The organism is Mycobacterium sp. E3251, assembly GCF_001666835.1.
GTDB lineage: Bacteria > Actinomycetota > Actinomycetes > Mycobacteriales > Mycobacteriaceae > Mycobacterium.
The window spans coordinates 1-16,394 of the sequence record NZ_LZJF01000056.1 but is presented as its reverse complement, the minus strand read 5'-3'; the positions used below and the strand labels follow the sequence as shown (position 1 = coordinate 16,394).

Annotated in this window: 14 protein-coding genes; 6 read left to right on the top strand and 8 right to left on the bottom strand. The window is 66.7% G+C overall.

The annotated features are described in order from the left end of the window. Positions 1-54 precede the first annotated feature (54 nt). The 5 genes from eno to A5697_RS28300 all read left to right on the top strand — a co-directional run bounded on the left by eno (position 55) and on the right by A5697_RS28300 (position 3,885). Positions 55-1,344 (top strand): phosphopyruvate hydratase, encoded by a 1,290-nt coding sequence (eno, locus tag A5697_RS07055; RefSeq protein WP_067942838.1) that lies wholly within the window; start codon positions 55-57, stop codon positions 1,342-1,344. A gap of 1 nt (position 1,345) precedes the next feature. After that, positions 1,346-2,035: a septum formation initiator family protein gene (locus tag A5697_RS07050; protein ID WP_156673192.1), complete on the top strand. Its 690-nt coding sequence runs from the start codon at positions 1,346-1,348 to the stop codon at positions 2,033-2,035. Continuing rightward, a complete protein-coding gene (locus A5697_RS07045) occupies positions 2,028-2,516 on the top strand; it encodes a DUF501 domain-containing protein (RefSeq protein WP_067942841.1) in 489 nt (162 codons plus the stop codon). The genes A5697_RS07050 and A5697_RS07045 overlap by 8 nt, the downstream gene beginning before the upstream one ends. Next, positions 2,510-3,454, top strand: a complete 945-nt coding sequence (locus A5697_RS07040; protein ID WP_068009167.1) for a Ppx/GppA phosphatase family protein — start codon at positions 2,510-2,512, stop codon at positions 3,452-3,454. The genes A5697_RS07045 and A5697_RS07040 overlap by 7 nt, the downstream gene beginning before the upstream one ends. A gap of 101 nt (positions 3,455-3,555) precedes the next feature. Then, the gene (locus A5697_RS28300) at positions 3,556-3,885 is read left to right on the top strand and encodes a hypothetical protein (RefSeq protein ID WP_082953278.1); all 330 of its coding nucleotides are present in this window, start codon (positions 3,556-3,558) and stop codon (positions 3,883-3,885) included. Between the two features lie 35 nt (positions 3,886-3,920). Here the strand turns inward: A5697_RS28300 and A5697_RS07035 are convergent, their stop codons facing one another. From A5697_RS07035 to A5697_RS07000, 8 genes are all read right to left on the bottom strand, one after another. Next, positions 3,921-4,601, bottom strand: coding sequence for a response regulator (locus A5697_RS07035; protein WP_067942843.1), 681 nt, complete (start codon positions 4,599-4,601; stop codon positions 3,921-3,923). Beyond that, entirely contained in the window at positions 4,598-7,165 is a 2,568-nt protein-coding gene (locus A5697_RS07030; protein WP_068009165.1) for a sensor histidine kinase KdpD, read from the bottom strand. The genes A5697_RS07035 and A5697_RS07030 overlap by 4 nt, the downstream gene beginning before the upstream one ends. A 12-nt stretch (positions 7,166-7,177) precedes the next feature. Then, positions 7,178-8,098 carry a potassium-transporting ATPase subunit C gene (locus A5697_RS07025; RefSeq protein ID WP_068009162.1) on the bottom strand — a complete coding sequence of 307 codons (921 nt, stop codon included), beginning with the start codon at positions 8,096-8,098 and terminating at the stop codon, positions 7,178-7,180. A gap of 1 nt (position 8,099) precedes the next feature. Further along, positions 8,100-10,250, bottom strand: coding sequence for a potassium-transporting ATPase subunit KdpB (gene kdpB, locus A5697_RS07020; RefSeq protein WP_068009159.1), 2,151 nt, complete (start codon positions 10,248-10,250; stop codon positions 8,100-8,102). Beyond that, entirely contained in the window at positions 10,250-11,920 is a 1,671-nt protein-coding gene (gene kdpA / locus A5697_RS07015; RefSeq protein WP_068009158.1) for a potassium-transporting ATPase subunit KdpA, read from the bottom strand. Before kdpA ends, kdpB begins: the two co-directional genes overlap by 1 nt. After that, positions 11,920-12,120 carry a potassium-transporting ATPase subunit F gene (locus A5697_RS28720; protein ID WP_068009155.1) on the bottom strand — a complete coding sequence of 67 codons (201 nt, stop codon included), beginning with the start codon at positions 12,118-12,120 and terminating at the stop codon, positions 11,920-11,922. The genes kdpA and A5697_RS28720 overlap by 1 nt, the downstream gene beginning before the upstream one ends. 166 nt (positions 12,121-12,286) lie before the next feature. Next, positions 12,287-13,813, bottom strand: a complete 1,527-nt coding sequence (locus A5697_RS07005; protein ID WP_068009152.1) for a cell wall metabolism sensor histidine kinase WalK — start codon at positions 13,811-13,813, stop codon at positions 12,287-12,289. Next, positions 13,810-14,583, bottom strand: coding sequence for a response regulator transcription factor (locus A5697_RS07000; RefSeq protein WP_067942858.1), 774 nt, complete (start codon positions 14,581-14,583; stop codon positions 13,810-13,812). The genes A5697_RS07005 and A5697_RS07000 overlap by 4 nt, the downstream gene beginning before the upstream one ends. A 427-nt stretch (positions 14,584-15,010) precedes the next feature. On the opposite strand from A5697_RS07000, the gene A5697_RS06995 reads away from it, so the two are divergent. After that, complete coding sequence (locus A5697_RS06995; RefSeq protein ID WP_068009150.1) at positions 15,011-16,345, top strand: PPE family protein; 1,335 nt, start codon at positions 15,011-15,013, stop codon at positions 16,343-16,345. The last annotated feature ends 49 nt before the right edge of the window (positions 16,346-16,394 follow it).

Here is a 16,394-nt window from a genome sequence, read left to right as displayed (position 1 = left end):
CTCTACGCTAACGGCGGCGAGGCCGGCACCAGCTACGACGCAAGGAGAAACTCAGTGCCGATTATCGAGCAGGTCGGGGCCCGCGAGATCCTCGATTCCCGCGGCAACCCGACGGTCGAGGTCGAGATTGCCCTGATCGACGGGACCTTCGCCCGCGCGGCGGTGCCGTCCGGCGCGTCGACCGGTGAGCACGAGGCCCACGAGTTGCGTGACGGCGGTGAGCGTTACGGCGGCAAGGGCGTGCGAAAGGCCGTGCAAGCCGTTCTCGACGAGATCGGCCCTGCGGTGATCGGGCTCAACGCCGACGACCAGCGGCTGGTGGACCAGGCGCTGGTCGACCTGGACGGCACCCCGGACAAGTCCCGGCTGGGCGCCAACGCAATCCTGGGCGTGTCGCTGGCCGTCGCCAAAGCGGCCGCCGACTCGGCTGAGCTGCCGCTGTTCCGCTACGTCGGCGGACCCAACGCCCACATCCTGCCGGTGCCGATGATGAACATCGTCAACGGCGGTGCGCACGCCCACACCGCTGTCGACATCCAGGAGTTCATGGTGGCGCCGATCGGCGCCCCCAGTTTCAGTGAGGCGCTGCGCTGGGGCGCCGAGGTGTACCACTCACTCAAATCGGTGCTGCAGAAGCAGGGGTTGAGCACCGCCCTGGGTGACGAGGGCGGGTTCGCCCCGGACGTGGCCCACACCAAAGCGGCCCTGGACCTGATCTGCCAGGGCATCGAGTCGGCGGGTCTGAAGCTCGGTACCGATGTGGCGCTGGCCATCGACGCGGCGGCCACCGAGTTCTACAACGCGGGCACCGGATACATCTTCGAGGGCAGCACCCGCAGCACCGACCACATGACGGAGTTCTACGCCGACCTGCTCGGCTCCTACCCGCTGATCTCGATCGAAGACCCGCTCTCCGAGGACGATTGGGAAGGTTGGGCGGCGCTGACGGCGGCGATCGGCGACCGCGTCCAGATCGTCGGCGACGACATCTTCGTCACCAATCCCGAGCGCCTGGAAGAGGGTATCGAAAAGGGCGTGGCAAACGCGTTGCTGGTCAAGGTCAACCAGATCGGCACGCTGACCGAGACCCTGGACGCGGTCGCGCTGGCGCATCACAGCGGGTACCGCACGATGATGAGCCATCGCAGCGGCGAAACAGAAGACACCACGATCGCCGATCTGGCGGTGGCCGTCGGCAGCGGGCAGATCAAGACCGGCGCACCCGCCCGCAGTGAGCGTGTCGCCAAGTACAACCAGCTGCTGCGGATCGAGGAAGCGCTGGGCGACGCCGCCCGCTACGCCGGCGATCTGGCGTTCCCGCGGTATGCGCCGGAGGCCAAATAGCTTGTCCGCCAAGCCGGATCCGAAACGGCGCTCCCCGGCATCGCGTCCGGGGAAGGCCGGGGATTCGGTTCGGCGCCGCCGCACGGCCAAGCCGTCTTCCAAGCCGTCCCGAACCGGGAAGCAGCCCAGCGCACGGTCGGCCGAGCATGTCGTCGAGCCCATCAAGCGCCAGGCGGTCGAATCGGTCGAACAGCGCTCCGAGCAGCGGCTGGGTTTCACCGCGCGGCGCGCGGCGGTGCTCGCCGCGGTCGTCTGCGTGCTGACGCTCACCATCGCCGGCCCGGTGCGGACCTACTTCGCGCAGCGCACGGAGATGAATCAGTTGATGGCAAGCGAAGCCGCGTTGCGCGCTCAGATCGCCGAACTCGAGCAGAAGAAGGCGAAACTCGGTGATCCGGCCTACATCGCCGCGCAGGCCCGCGAGCGGCTCGGGTTTGTGAAGCCGGGCGACATCCCGTTCCAGGTCCAGCTTCCGCCGACCGCGGCGACACCTTCCGAGCCGGGAAGCCAGGCGGCGAAACCGGCCAACGGCGATCCCTGGTACACGTCGCTCTGGCACACCATCGCCGACGCGCCGCACCTGCCGCCGGCGAATGTTCCCCCGGCCGAAGTCCCGCCCGCCCCGTCGGAACCGGGCCCAGCCGGTCCCGTTCCGCCGGGCCCGCCGAACCCCACGGCGCCCGGTGGTTGATCGTGCCGACCTGGAGGCCGTGGCGCGTCAGCTCGGGCGTGAGCCGCGCGGCGTCCTCGAGATTGCCTACCGCTGCCCCAACGGCGAGCCCGGCGTGGTGAAGACCGCACCGAAACTTCCTGACGGGACACCGTTTCCGACGCTCTACTACCTGACACATCCGGTGTTGACCGCGGCAGCGAGCAGGCTGGAAACGACGGGCTTGATGCGTGAGATGACCGAGCGGCTGCGGCATGACCCGGAATTGGCGGCCGCGTACCGGCGAGCGCATGAGTCATATCTGGCCGAACGAGACGCGATCGAGCCGCTGGGGACAACGTTTTCCGGTGGCGGAATGCCGGATCGGGTCAAGTGCCTGCATGTGCTGATCGCACACTCGCTGGCCAAGGGACCCGGTTGCAATCCGCTCGGCGATGAGGCGCTGGCGATCCTGGCCCCCGAACCCGCCATGGCGGGCGTTTTGGTGGCGGGCCAATGGTGAGCAGGCTCGCCGGAATCGACTGCGGCACCAACTCGATTCGGTTGTTGATCGCCGATATGATCGACGGCCGGCTGCGCGACGTGCATCGGGAGACCCGGATCGTGCGGCTGGGGCAGGGCGTCGACGCGACGGGCCAGTTCGCGCCGGACGCGATCGCCCGGACCCGGGACGCTTTGACCGATTACGCGTCGCTGCTCGAGCGCCATGGCGTCGAGCGGGTGCGGATGGTGGCCACGTCGGCGGCTCGCGACGTCGCCAATCGTGATGTCTTCTTTGCGATGACGGCCGACGTGTTGGGTGCCGTGGTGCCCGGCGCGGTGGCGGAGGTGATCACCGGCGCCGAGGAGGCCGCCCTTTCCTTCCGTGGAGCCGTCGGCGAATTAGATCCTGCGGCAGGGCCTTTCGTCGTCGTGGACCTGGGCGGCGGTTCTACCGAGATCGTCGTAGGCGGCGACAAGGTGGTGGCGAGTTACTCGGCCGACATCGGTTGTGTCCGGCTGACCGAACGCTGCCTGCACTCGGACCCGCCGACGCCCGACGAGGTGGAGGCGGCCCGCGCGGTGGTGCGCGAGGGTCTTGACGTCGCGCTGGGCGTCGTGCCGGTGGAAGGGGCGCGGACGTGGGTGGGGCTGGCCGGCACGATGACGACGCTGTCCGCGCTGGCCCACAACATGACGGCGTATGACTCTGCGGCCATTCATCTTTCGCGTGTCCCCGGCGGCGATCTGCTGGCGGTGTGCGAGCGGTTGATCGCGATGTCCCGATCCGAGCGTGCGGCGCTCCCGCCGATGCACGAAGGGCGTGCCGACGTGATCGGCGGGGGCGCGATCGTGGTGGAGGAGCTGGCGCGCGAGCTGCGCACCCGTGCCGGCATCGACGAGCTGACCGTCAGCGAGCATGACATCCTGGACGGCATCGTGCTGTCGATTGCGGAGTAGGTCACAGCAGTCACTTGCGTCATCGCGCCGGGACATTCGACGATTTGCCCGCCTCATAGCGACAAAGTCGGGATGTCAGACCGGTATGCGATGGTGCGGCGATGAATCTTCAGGGAATCGAACTGCGTTACGTGCTCACGACATACCTCGCGCACAATGGGCCAGCAACCATCGGCGAAATGATCGAGGCTCTCACCCGGCATGGTTTTCACGTTCCCGGTAGGGCCTCGAAGGTCATTTCGGACGCCTTGCGTTGGGAGATCGGCCGAGACAGGGTGCGTCGCGTCGGCCGCGGCCGGTACGCGTCGAGGGTGATCCCGCGCTCTACCGAATACCGAATCCATCAGCGCGTGCTGGCTCTGCGTGAGGCGGCGCGTTGTCGCTATGAGGCGGGCAATTTGTCGAATGCTCCGGCATGGAGGCGCACGTGACAGATGTGACCGCCGCCCACCGGCGGCGTGGGAGCTCACGCCTCGAAGCGATAACCCATGCCCGACTCGGTCAACAGGTGCTTGGGGTGCGATGGGTCGTCCTCGAGTTTGCGTCGCAACTGCGCCAAATAGACACGCAGGTAATGCGTTTCGGTGGCGTATGCCGGGCCCCACACCTCTTTGAGAAGCTCTTCACGGCCGACCAGCTTGCCGCGATTGCGTACCAGCACTTCGAGCATTCCCCATTCGGTCGGGGTGAGATGGACCTCCCCGCCGTTCTTGGTGACCTTCTTGGCTGCCAGATCGACGGTGAACGCCTCCGTCTCGACCACCGGCTGCTCCAGCTCGGAGGCCGCGGCATTGCGCCGGACGGCCGCCCGCAGCCGGGCCAAAAACTCGTCCATTCCAAAGGGTTTCGTGACGTAGTCGTCGGCCCCGGCGTCGAGGGCCTCCACCTTGTCCGACGAGTCGGTGCGCGCCGACAGCACGATCACCGGCGCAGTGAGCCAACCCCGCAGCCCGGCCAGCACCTCGATACCGGTGACGTCGGGCAGGCCCAGGTCGAGGATCACCACGTCCGGCTTGTGCTCGGCGGCGGCCCGCAGCGCGCCGGCACCGCTCGACGCGGTGATCACCTCGTATCCCCGCACCGACAGGTTGATGCGCAGCGCCCGCAGGATCTGCGGCTCGTCGTCGATCACCAACACCCGAGTCATCGCTCACCTATCGCTTCCGGGGCAGCCAATTCCACCGTCACGGTCAGCCCGCCGCCCGGGGTGTCACCGGCCGCGATGGTGCCGCCCATCGCTTCGACGAAGCCCCGCGCAACCGACATGCCCAGACCCACCCCCGTGCTGTTGTCCTGATCGCCGAGGCGCTGGAACGCCTCGAAGATCTGCTCCTCGGTCCCGTGCGGAATTCCGGGGCCCTCGTCGATGACGTTGATCAGGACCCGATCGCCCACGCGTCCCGCGTTGACACGAACCACACAGTCGGGTGCGTAGCGCAGCGCATTGTCGATCAGGTTGGCGAGAACACGTTCCAGCAGCCCGGCGTCGGCCACGGCCACGGCGTCACCCACGTCGACCTTCACCCGATCGATGGCGGATCGGTAGAAACCCGTGGCGCCCTTGCCGATGCTGATCAGCGCCCGTTGCACCGTTTCCTCCAGGTACACCCTGCGTAGGTCGGGGTGTACGACGCCGGCCGCCAGGCGCGACGAATCAAGAAGGTTCCCGACCAACGCGGTCAGCTGGTCGATAGATTCCTCGATGGTCGCCAGCAGTTCCGCCGTGTCGGCGGGCGAAAAGGCGACGTCCTCGGCGCGCAAGCTGGACACCGCGACCTTGGCCGCGGCCAGCGGCGTGCGCAGGTCGTGGCTGACCGCAGACAACAGCGAGCGGCGCAGCTCGTCGGCGCGCACGATCGCCTCGGCCCGGCTGGCTTCCTCGGCCAGCTCGCGCTGCCGGATCAGGCCCGCGGCCTGCTTGGCCACCGCACTCAGCACCCGGCGATCGCGCGCGGAAAGCTTCTTGCCGGCCAACAACATCCAGAACTCGTCGTCGCCGACCTCGATCGCGGTGTCGGCGGAATCGACGGCGGCACAAGGATCCCTGCCCACGCAGGCGACGACCTCGGCCTTTCTGCCGCCGGAACGATCCTCCTCGCCGGGTTCGCGCAGCATACTGACCGCCCGTTGGGAGTAAGTCTCGCGCACGCGCTCGAGCAGCGTCTCGAGATCGGCACCGCGCAATACCGAGCCCGCGAACAGGATCAGCAGCTCAGCCTCCTGTGAGGCGCGCCGGGCCTCCCGGGTGCGTTTGGTTGCACCGTCGACGAGAACGGCGACCGCGACCGCTACCAGCAGCAGCACCAGTTCGGTGACGGCGGCATCGGGTTCGGCGATGGTGAAGGTATGCCGGGGGGCGGTCAGGAAGTAGTTCAGCAGCAGGCTGGACAGCACGGCCGAGACTACAGCCGGCGCAACGCCTCCCAGCAGTCCCACCAGCAGCACTCCGACGAAGAACAGTGCGCTGTCGCCGCTAGTGCCCAGATACGGATCGAGCGCTGCGACGATCACCGCGCAGATGGCCGACGGCACGATGATGGCCGCCAGCCATGACGCCACCCGCCGCTCGCTGGGCGCCAGTGACGAGGCGCGAAAGCCGCGTTTGGATTCCTCGTGGGTGACCAGGTGCACGTCGATCTTCCCCGACTGCTCGACGATCCTGGCGCCGATGCCTTCCTCGAAGATCCGTCCCCACCGCGATCGCCGCGAAGTGCCGATCACCAGCTGGGTGGCGTTCATCTCGCGGGCGAAATCGAGTAATGCCGTGGGGATGTCGTCACCGACCACGGTATGCAGCGAGGCGTCCAGGCTGCTCGCCATCTCGCGAATCTTCGCCATCCGCGCCTCCGACAGGCCGGCCAGCCCATCACCGCGGATCACATGCACCACCATCAACTCGGCGCTGGACTTCGACGCGATCCGGGAAGCCCGACGCACCAACGTTTCCGATTCCGGGCCACCGGTGACCGCCACCACGACCCGCTCGCGGGCCTCCCACATATCGGTGATCTTGTTCTCGGCGCGATATTTGGCCAACGCGGTGTCGACCTGGTCGGCGAGCCAGAGCAGAGCCAATTCCCGTAAGGCGGTGAGGTTTCCGCGTCGGAAATAATTCGACAACGCCGCATCGATCCGCTCGGCGGCGTAGACGTTTCCGTGGGAAAGCCTGCGGCGCAACGCCTCCGGCGTGATGTCGATCAATTCGACCTGCGAGGCCTGCCGGACGATGGAATCCGGGATCGTCTCTTTCTGCTCGATACCGGTGATCTGGGCGACGACGTCGTTGAGGCTCTCCAAGTGCTGGACGTTGACGGTGGAGATCACCGTAATCCCTGCGTCCAGCAATTCCTCGACGTCCTGCCAGCGCTTGGCGTTCTTGCTGCCCGGGGTATTGGTGTGCGCGAGTTCGTCGACGAGAACGACTTGCGGTTTGCGAGCGAGGACGGCCGGAACGTCGAGCTCGGGGAAGGTGCCGCCGCGATATTCGATGTAGCGCGGCGGAACGAACTCGATGCCCTCAAGCAGCTCAGCCGTTTTCGCCCTGCCGTGCGTCTCGATCACGCCGGCCACGAGGTCGGTTCCGCGTTCGAGCCGGCGATGAGCCTCGCCCAGCATCGCGTACGTCTTGCCCACCCCCGGGGCTGAGCCGAGGTAAATCCGCAGCTCGCCACGCTTGGGACGGTGGTCAACGACACTCACGTCAACCATCATCCCCCTATCGCCCTAGCTCGAGACCGGATATTTGTGATCGAGTGCCAGGTTGAGTTGCAACACATTGACGCACGGCTCACCGAAAAACCCGAGGGTGCGGCCGCTTCGATGCTGCGCCAACAACGCACGTATCTGATCTGGGCTGACATGGCGGGCCCTGGCGACCCTGGCCACCTGGAGATCGGCGTAGGCCGGTGAGATGGCGGGGTCGAGGCCGCTGCCGCTGGCCGTGACGGCGTCGGCGGGCACGGCCGGGTTGGCGGGTGCGGCGCCGCGGATGGGCACGATCTGACCGATCGTGTAGTCCTCGCCGTACTTGGCGCACTCGACCCGCACACCCTCGTAGAGCGCCAGGAACGGCGTCGCCGCCTGACACGGCTCGTTGACACTGACCACCCGGGTGGGATGGACGACGTTCCCTCGGGCGTCGCGGGGTCCGATCACCGACAGGACGGCACCCACGCCCCCGCCCGTGCAGAACGGCCGCGAACCGTCGACCCCTTCGAGCCGGCCCACTGCGGCGCTGCGTGAACAGACCGTTGTCAGCAGGCTCGGCTTGAATCCGGCATCCGACGCGGACTTGCCGGCCGCCAGTTGGGCGGGATCGGCGGGTGTGTCGACGATGCTTTCCGGCCCGAGATTGCTCGCGCCCGACGACAACGGGTCGTAGCCGTTGCCGGCCGCCGAGGGCCGGCTCTGAAAGTATTGGGGCAGCGGGTTACCGGCCTTGTCGGTGAACAGCTGACCGATCAGCCGGCTGCCGAGCGGCTTCCCTTCGGCGGTCAGGATCGACCCGTTGGCCTTGTCCTGCAGCCCGGGTATCTGCGCGACCAGCCAGACGAACAGCGGGTAGGCGATGCCGGTGATCGCGGTGAGCACCAGCAGCGTACGTAAGGCCGCCCAGTGCATGCGGACGAAATTCGAGAAGCTCATGTCAGGACATCCCCGGGACGAATTGGACGATCAGGTCGATCAACTTGATTCCGACGAACGGGGCGACGATGCCGCCCAGGCCGTAGATATATAGATTGCGGCTCAACAGCTTTGACGCGCTGCTCGGTGTGTAGCGCACGCCGCGCAGCGACAGCGGGATCAGCGCCACGATCACGAGCGCGTTGAAGATCACCGCCGACAGGATCGCCGACTCGGGGCTGTGTAGTCGCATGATGTTGATCGTGTCCAGCCCGGGGAAGAGGGCGACGAACATGGCCGGGATGATCGCGAAATACTTTGCGATGTCGTTGGCGATCGAGAAGGTGGTCAATGCGCCGCGGGTGATCAGCAGCTGCTTGCCGATCTCGACGATCTCGATGAGCTTGGTGGGGTCGGAATCGAGGTCGACCATGTTGCCGGCCTCTTTTGCGGCCGACGTTCCGGTGTTCATCGCCACGCCCACGTCGGCCTGAGCCAGTGCGGGCGCATCGTTGGTGCCGTCGCCGGTCATGGCGACGAGCTTGCCGCCCTCCTGCTCCCGCTTGATCAATGCGAGCTTGTCCTCGGGCGTGGCCTCGGCGAGGAAGTCGTCGACGCCGGCCTCGTCGGCAATCGCTTTGGCGGTCAACGGGTTATCGCCGGTGATCATCACCGTCCGGATGCCCATCTTGCGCATCTCGTCGAACCGATCACGCATGCCCTGCTTGACGACGTCTTTGAGGTGGATGACGCCCAGCACCGCCGCATCGCCATCCCGGCTCTCGCCGACCACCAGCGGGGTGCCGCCGGCGGCGGAAATGCCGTCGACGATCTCGCCGAGCTGGTGGGGCACGTCGCCGCCTTGTCCGCGTACCCATTCGGAAACGGAACTGGCCGCGCCCTTGCGTAACAGGTGCCCGTTAAGGTCGACACCCGACATGCGGGTGGTGGCCGAGAAGGCCACCCACTGGGCGTGCGAGAGTTCACCCGGCGTGCGGGCGCGCAGCCCGAAGTGCTGCTTGGCGTATACGACAATCGAGCGTCCCTCGGGTGTTTCGTCGGCGAGGCTGGACAACTGGGCGGCGTCGGCCATTTGCTCATTGGTGACTCCGTCGAGGGGGACGAAGGCGGCGGCCTGCCGGTTGCCCAGCGTGATGGTCCCCGTCTTGTCGAGCAGCAACGTGTTGACGTCGCCCGCGGCCTCGACCGCGCGCCCAGACATGGCGAGCACGTTGCGCTGCACCAGCCGGTCCATGCCGGCGATGCCGATCGCCGACAGCAATGCGCCGATGGTCGTCGGGATCAGGCACACCAGCAGCGACACCATGACGATTCCGGTGACGCCGTTTGCGTTGAGCGCCTGCGTGTCTGGAACTCCTGGATTGTTCATTTTCGAGTAGATCGCCAGCGGCTGCAGGGTGGCGACGGCGAAGACGAAGATGATCGTCAACGCGGCCAACAGGATGTTGAGCGCGATTTCGTTGGGAGTCTTCTGCCGGTTGGCGCCCTCGACGAGCGCGATCATCCGGTCGATGAAGCTCTCCCCGGGCTTCTGGGTGATCCGCACGACGATGCGGTCACTGAGCACGGTGGTTCCGCCGGTAACCGCCGAGCGGTCACCACCGGACTCGCGGATCACCGGCGCGGACTCACCGGTGATCGCCGATTCATCCACGGAGGCAATGCCTTCGACCACATCACCGTCACCCGGTATCACCTGGCCGGCTTCGACCACGACGACGTCGCCCTGCTGCAGCAGCGGCGCCGCGACCTCTTCCTCGGTAACCGGCGCGCCCGGCCTCCAGTCCTTCAGTCGTCGCGCCAATGTGTGACTCTTGGCTCGGCGCAACGTTTCGGCCTGAGCCTTGCCGCGGCCTTCGGCCACCGCCTCCGCGAGGTTCGCGAACAGCACGGTGAGCCACAGCCAGACCACGATCAACCACGCGAACCAGGTCGGGTTGATGATCGCGAGCACGGTGCTCCAGGTGGCCCCGATCTCGACGATGAACATCACCGGGTTGCGCCATAGGGTACGCGGGTCGAGTTTGCGCAGCGCGTCGGGCGTCGACTTCCACAGCATCTTCGGGTCGAGCAGGCCGCCCTGCACCCGTTTGGTGCTTGTGTGCTCCGTCGACTGGGTCTCCTCGGCCGTATCGATGGTGGAGGCGGTCATCAGTGGATTCCTTCGGCGAGAGGCCCGAGCGCCAGCATGGGCAGGAAAGTAAGGGCGACAAGAATCAGGGTCACCCCGGCGACCATTCCCACGAATTGTGGCCGGTGGGTGGGCAGCGTCCCGGCCGATTCCGGGGTTTGGCCTTGCCTGGCAAGCGAACCGGCCAGCGCGAGCACGAGCACGATCGGCAGGAACCTGCCGAAAACCATGGCCAGTCCGAGGGCGGTGTTGTACCAGGTGGTGTTGACGCTGATTCCGGCGAAAGCCGACCCGTTGTTGTTGGCCGCGGAGGTGAACGCGTACAGGACTTCCGACAGCCCGTGCGGCCCGGAGTTCAGCATGCCGGCACGTTCGCCGGGTAGCGCCATCGCGATCGCGGTTCCGGTCAGCACGATCAGCGGGGTGACCAGGAAATAGCTTGCCGCAAGCTTGATTTCGCGGGGATTGATCTTCTTGCCGAGATACTCGGGGGTGCGGCCGACCATCAGGCCCGCGACGAACACGGTGATCACCGCCAGGATCAGCATGCCGTAGAGGCCGGACCCGGTGCCGCCGGGCGCGACCTCGCCGAGCTGCATGTTGAACATGGTCATCATGCCGCCGAGGCTGGTGTAGGAATCGTGGAAGGAGTCGACCGCGCCGGTGGAGGTAAGCGTCGTCGAGTCAGCGAACACCGCGGAGTTGGCGACGCCGAAGCGTTGCTCGACCCCCTCCATCGCCGAGCCGACCGCGGTCGGCACCGTGCCGTGGTGCCGCAGCTGGAACCACATCATGAACGTCATGCTGATCGCGCACAGCGAAGCCATGACCGATGCGATCGCATACCCCTGCTTCTTGCTGCCCACCATGCGCCCGAACGTGCGGGGCAGCGAGAAGCTGATGACCAGCAATAAGAAGATCTCCAGCCAGTTGGTCCAGGCGGTCGGGTTCTCAAACGGGTGGGCGGAATTCGCGTTGTAGAAGCCGCCGCCATTGGTGCCCAGCTCCTTGATGGCTTCCTGGCTGGCCACCGGGCCGCCGGTGATCGTCTGCTGCGCCCTGTTGAGTGCGGTGACCACCTGGTCGTTCAAGTGGAAGTTTTGAATCGCGCCACCCGCGACCAGGAGGAGCGCGCCCAGGGTCGCGATGGGCAGCAGAATCCGCAGCGTGCCGCGCACCAGGTCGACCCAGAAGTTCCCCAGCTCGCCGGTGCGCTTGCGCGCGAACCCGCGCACCAGCGCGATCGCCACCGCCATGCCGACGGCCGCCGACACAAAGTTCTGCACCGCGAGCCCGGCCATCTGCACGAGATGGCCCTGGGTCGACTCACCCGAGTAGGCCTGCCAGTTGGTGTTGGTGACGAAGCTCACCGCCGTGTTCCATGCCAGCCCAGGAGTCATTTGCGTGGCCGGGTCATGCAGGTGCAAGGGCAGTTTGCCCTGGACGAGCTGGAAGAAGAACAGGAAGAGGATGCTGACCGACGAGAAGGCCAAGACGCTCCGGGCGTAGGCGCCCCACGTTTGCTCCGAGCGGGAATCAACACCGATCAGGCGGTAGATGAGCCGCTCGACGTAACTGTCCTTCTCCGACGTGTACACCCGGAACATGTAGTCGCCCAACGGCACATGCACGACGGCCAGCGCGGCGACGAGAACGATGAGGAAGATGACTCCCGCTGTCGTTGTGCCCACTAGAACCTCTCCGGGAACAGCAACGCGCACCCGAGAAACAGCGCGAGAAGGACGGAAAGGGCTAAACCGACGATGTTTTCGTAGCTCACAGCCGCTCGACCAACTTCTGCACCACGCCCAGTACGGCGAAAATCGCCATCGTGAGCACGATGTACACCAACACGCCCATCTTGTCTCCGTTCCGCCCCGCTCACGTGCATACGAAAAGGCCTCGTCGAGGCAGCCACGGCGCTATCTCGGAGGCGAATTCAGCTTGAAATTAGTTGGCGCCGCGGGGCTAGGGCCTTTGGTTGACACTTTCCTAACGGCGTCGCGGGGCGCCTTTACGGTTTCTTAACGCCTGGCCGCGCGCGTAAATCCGTGCGACTATCCGGTCTCGGCGCCCGGGCCGTCGATCATCGGGATCCGGACCCGGAAAACCGTTGTGTCCTCGCTGGATTCGGCGGTGACCGAGCCGTGGTGGGCCTTGACGATCGAATTGACGATGGCCAGGCCGAGCCCGGTGCCCGAGCTGTTGAGCCTGGAGTTGTCCGCCCGGGCGAACCGTTCGAACAAGCGGGGGAGAAGGTCCGAGTCGATGCCTGGGCCGTCGTCGGCGACGGTCAGTTCCACGTACGGCGCCTCGGGCCCGTCACGGTGGCAGGTGATCCCGGTCGTGACGGTGACCCCTGGCGGGGTGTGCACCCTGGCGTTGTGGAGCAGGTTGCTGACCAGCTGATGCAGCCGCGCCTGATCCCCGCGGACCCACACGGGCTCGTCGGGAAGGTCTTTGACCCAATGGTGCGTAGGCGCCGCGACCGCCGCGTCGTTCACGGCGTTGACGACCAAGTCGGCAAGGTCGACGTCCTCGCTTTGCAGGTCTTGTCCTTCGCCCAGGCGGGAGAGCAGTAGCAGCTCGTCGACAAGCAGCGTCATGCGCCGGGCTTCGGATTCGATGCGTGCCAGCGCGTATTCGGTGGTCGGCGGCAGTTCCGAGCTGTCTTGGCGGGTGAGTTCGGCGTACCCCTGAATCGCCGCGAGCGGGGTCCGCAGCTCGTGGCTGGCGTCGGTGATGAATTGCCGCATCCGCAGGTCGGATTCGGCGCGCTGCGCCAGCGCACTATCGACGTTGTCCAGCAACCGGTTCAAGGTGTGGCCGACGATGCCGACCTCGTTCTGCTGGTTGGTGTCCTTCGGCCGTACCCGGACGCTGATTCGGTGGTCGTCGTCGGTCAGCGGCATGGCGGCGACTTCCGCGGCGATACCGGCCAGCCGGCGCAACGGTCGCAGGGTGTAGCCGACGACCCAGAAGGTGAGGCCCGCGGTGACCGCCAACGCCGCCGCGATGAGCAGGGTGGTGGTGACCTGTTTGCGGGCGATGATTCGGTCGGCGAGGTTCAGCGACACCCCGGCGACCAGCACATCCGATCCATCGACGTGGCTCTTGAGCCGATAGAAGCCCAGGCTGCCCAGGTTTTCGGTTCGCGGCGGGCCGTTTGCCCACGACTGCGCTTCGATGTTGCGGACCACGTCGGCGGGCGCGGGCCGTGCTTCGGCCTCCGAGAAGACGGCCGACCCGATCGCGGTGCCGTTGTGCAGCACCACTATCAAATTTCCCGGCGTCTGATCGGTGAACTGCAGCATCGCCTCCGTCAGTGGCTTGGCCTCGCCAGCCGGGTCCTGTTCGCCCCTAACGTATTTCGTGTACGAGTGGCCCAACGCGTCCAAAGACTCAGCGACGTCGGCGTCGCTCATCGCGGTGACATAGCCGCGCAGGCTCAGCACGGACACGATCCCGACCGTCATCAACACCACGCTGACAACTGCCAATACGCCCAAGAGCAGCTGTCGGCGTAACGATCGGGGCAGCCACCGCGGAAGGTCCCCGGACATGGCGTCCCGGTCTCGGCTCATTCCGGGGGCCGCAGCATGTATCCAACGCCGCGCACGGTGTGAATCATCGGTTCGCGCCCGGAATCGATCTTCTTTCTCAGATACGAGATGTAGAGATCGACGATGCTGGTGCGCCCGGCGAAGTCGTAGTTCCAGACGCGGTCGAGGATCTCGGTACGGCTCAGCGCGCGGCGGGGATTGCGCATGAGGAAGCGCAGCAGTTCGAACTCGGTCGAGGAAAGCGATATCTGTGTGCCGTCGCGGGTCACTTCGCGGCTCGCGGTGTCGAGCCTCAGGTCGCCGACTTTGAGGGTCTCGGCGGCCGGGGGCGACTGCTGGCCGGAACGGCGCAGCAACCCGCGTAGCCGGGCGACCAGCTCCTCGAGGCTGAACGGTTTGGTCATGTAGTCGTCGGCGCCGGCGGTCAGACCCGTGACCCGATCCATGACCGAGTCCCGCGCGGTGAGGAAGAGCGTCGGAGTGTAAGCGTCGGACTGGCGGACGCGTTCCAGGATTCGCAGCCCGTCCACGTCGGGAAGCATGATGTCGAGCACCAGCACGTCGGGACTGACCTTGTCGAACTTGGCGAGGGCCTCGCGGCCATTGTGGGCGATGTCGACAACCCATCCTTCATAGTGCAGCGCCATCTTCACCAGGTTGGTCAGCGCCGGCTCGTCATCGACCAGCAGGACCCTGATCGGCGATCCATCGGCACGGTAAATCCTGGGCAGCTGCCCGAGGATGGCCTGGCGAGGGCGCTGGCCGCCCGCGTAGCCCGACATTGCGGTCATGTTCCTACATTCTGGCAAGGCACACACCTGACTGTCACGGAGTTCATAGGGCACTCAAATGTGGGTGCGGGACAAGTCACCGCGAAGGCGCTCAAATATGAGTTTTATATGAGTCGCATCCGGCGCCGTGTTTACGAGGTGGTTTGCCAAAGGAGCGGGGCTAGCACAGCCGTTGGTTTGATCTGCCACGCAATTCCAGGGGATATGTACAAGACCGCCCGCGCGAGAACGGGTTTGATTTATTTGCAAAGCGCTGCATTTCGCCGAATGTGGTGACAGCTGAATGCGTAGCCTCGATGCGGGGGACGACGGAGTCCTGACTCGCGTTACCAAAATTGGCCGCTTGGAACGCTTTTCGTAGCTCGGCCTCGTGGGCTCAATGCCCGCGGCCGCCGCTTCGGCAAACTCAACCAGTTAAAGGAAAGTAATGGATTTTGGCGCGTTGCCGCCGGAAGTCAACTCCGGTCGGATGTATGTGGGGCCCGGGCCCGCAACGCTGCTGGCCGCCTCGGCGGGATGGGATTCACTGGCCCTCGAGTTGAACTCGGCCGCCGGCGGATATGAATCGGTGGTCACGACCCTGACGCAGGAGTGGGCGGGCCCGACGTCGACGTCGATGGCCGCCGCGGTCGCGCCGTACGTGGTGTGGCTGCGGACCACCGCCGAGCTGTGCGAGCAGTCGGCGGTCCAGGCCACCGCCGCTGCCACGGCCTACGAAGCTGCGTACGCGATGACGGTGCCGCCGCCGCTCATCGCTGCCAACCGGGCTCGGCTCACGGCGTTGATCGCCACCAATCTCCTCGGGCAGAACACGCCGGCGATCATGGCCACCGAGGCCGAGTACAGCGAAATGTGGGCCCAGGACGCCACCGCCATGTACACCTACGCCGCCAGCTCGGCGTCCGCCGCGGCCTTCAGCACGTTCGCGCCGCCGCCCCGGACGACCAATCCCGGCGGGGTGGCCGGCCAAGCCGCCGCCATGACCCAGGCGATGGGCACCCACGCCGGCAGCACCGCCCAGACGACTTCGGCGCACCTGATGTCTTCGGTGCCGCAGGCGCTGCAGAGCCTGTCGGCCCCGGGATCGACTTCCGGTATGTCGCAGGCCGCGATGGGTACCGGGGCGTCGCTTGGGTCGTCGGGGGCGTCCGCCCCGCTCAGCGCGCTGTCCAGCCTGACCGGTACGAGCAAGGGCGCCACCAAGACCGCGAACGCCGGCCTGGGCACCGCGTCCGGCCTGGCGGCGGCCCTCGGTGGTGGCTCCGGCGCAGCCGACACGGCCGGGCTGGCCTCCGATGTGGCCGGCCTGGGCGCCGACGGTGCCGGTCTGGGCGCCGACGGCGGCGGGATCGGGATCGACCTGTACGGGCTGTCGCTGGACTTCGCCGGTGTGAACTCGATTGAGGGCGCCGCGGGTGCCGAGGGCTTGGCAGGGCTGGGGAACATGGGTGGCCTTGGGGCCCTCGGTCCGATCGGCGGGCTGGGCGAAGGCGCGTCGGCGGGCGTGGGCCAGGCGGCCTCGCTGGGGACCCTGTCGGTGCCGCCGAGTTGGGCCGACACGGTGTCATCGGTGACGCCGCTCCCCGCCGCGCTCGACGCCAGCACGGCGCCGGCTGGGTGGGGCGCCGCGACGACGCCGTCGTCGGCAACCGGCCTTTCCAAGCTGCCGTTGGGCGCCATGGTCGGCCGCGAGTCCGACGGCGCGGTTCACCGCATCGGGTTCCGCCCCTCGCTCATCCCGCGTTCGCCGGTGGCCGGATAAGCCGGGGCCGCAAGGCATTCGAAACGATAAGGGCCCGCACACCACGGTG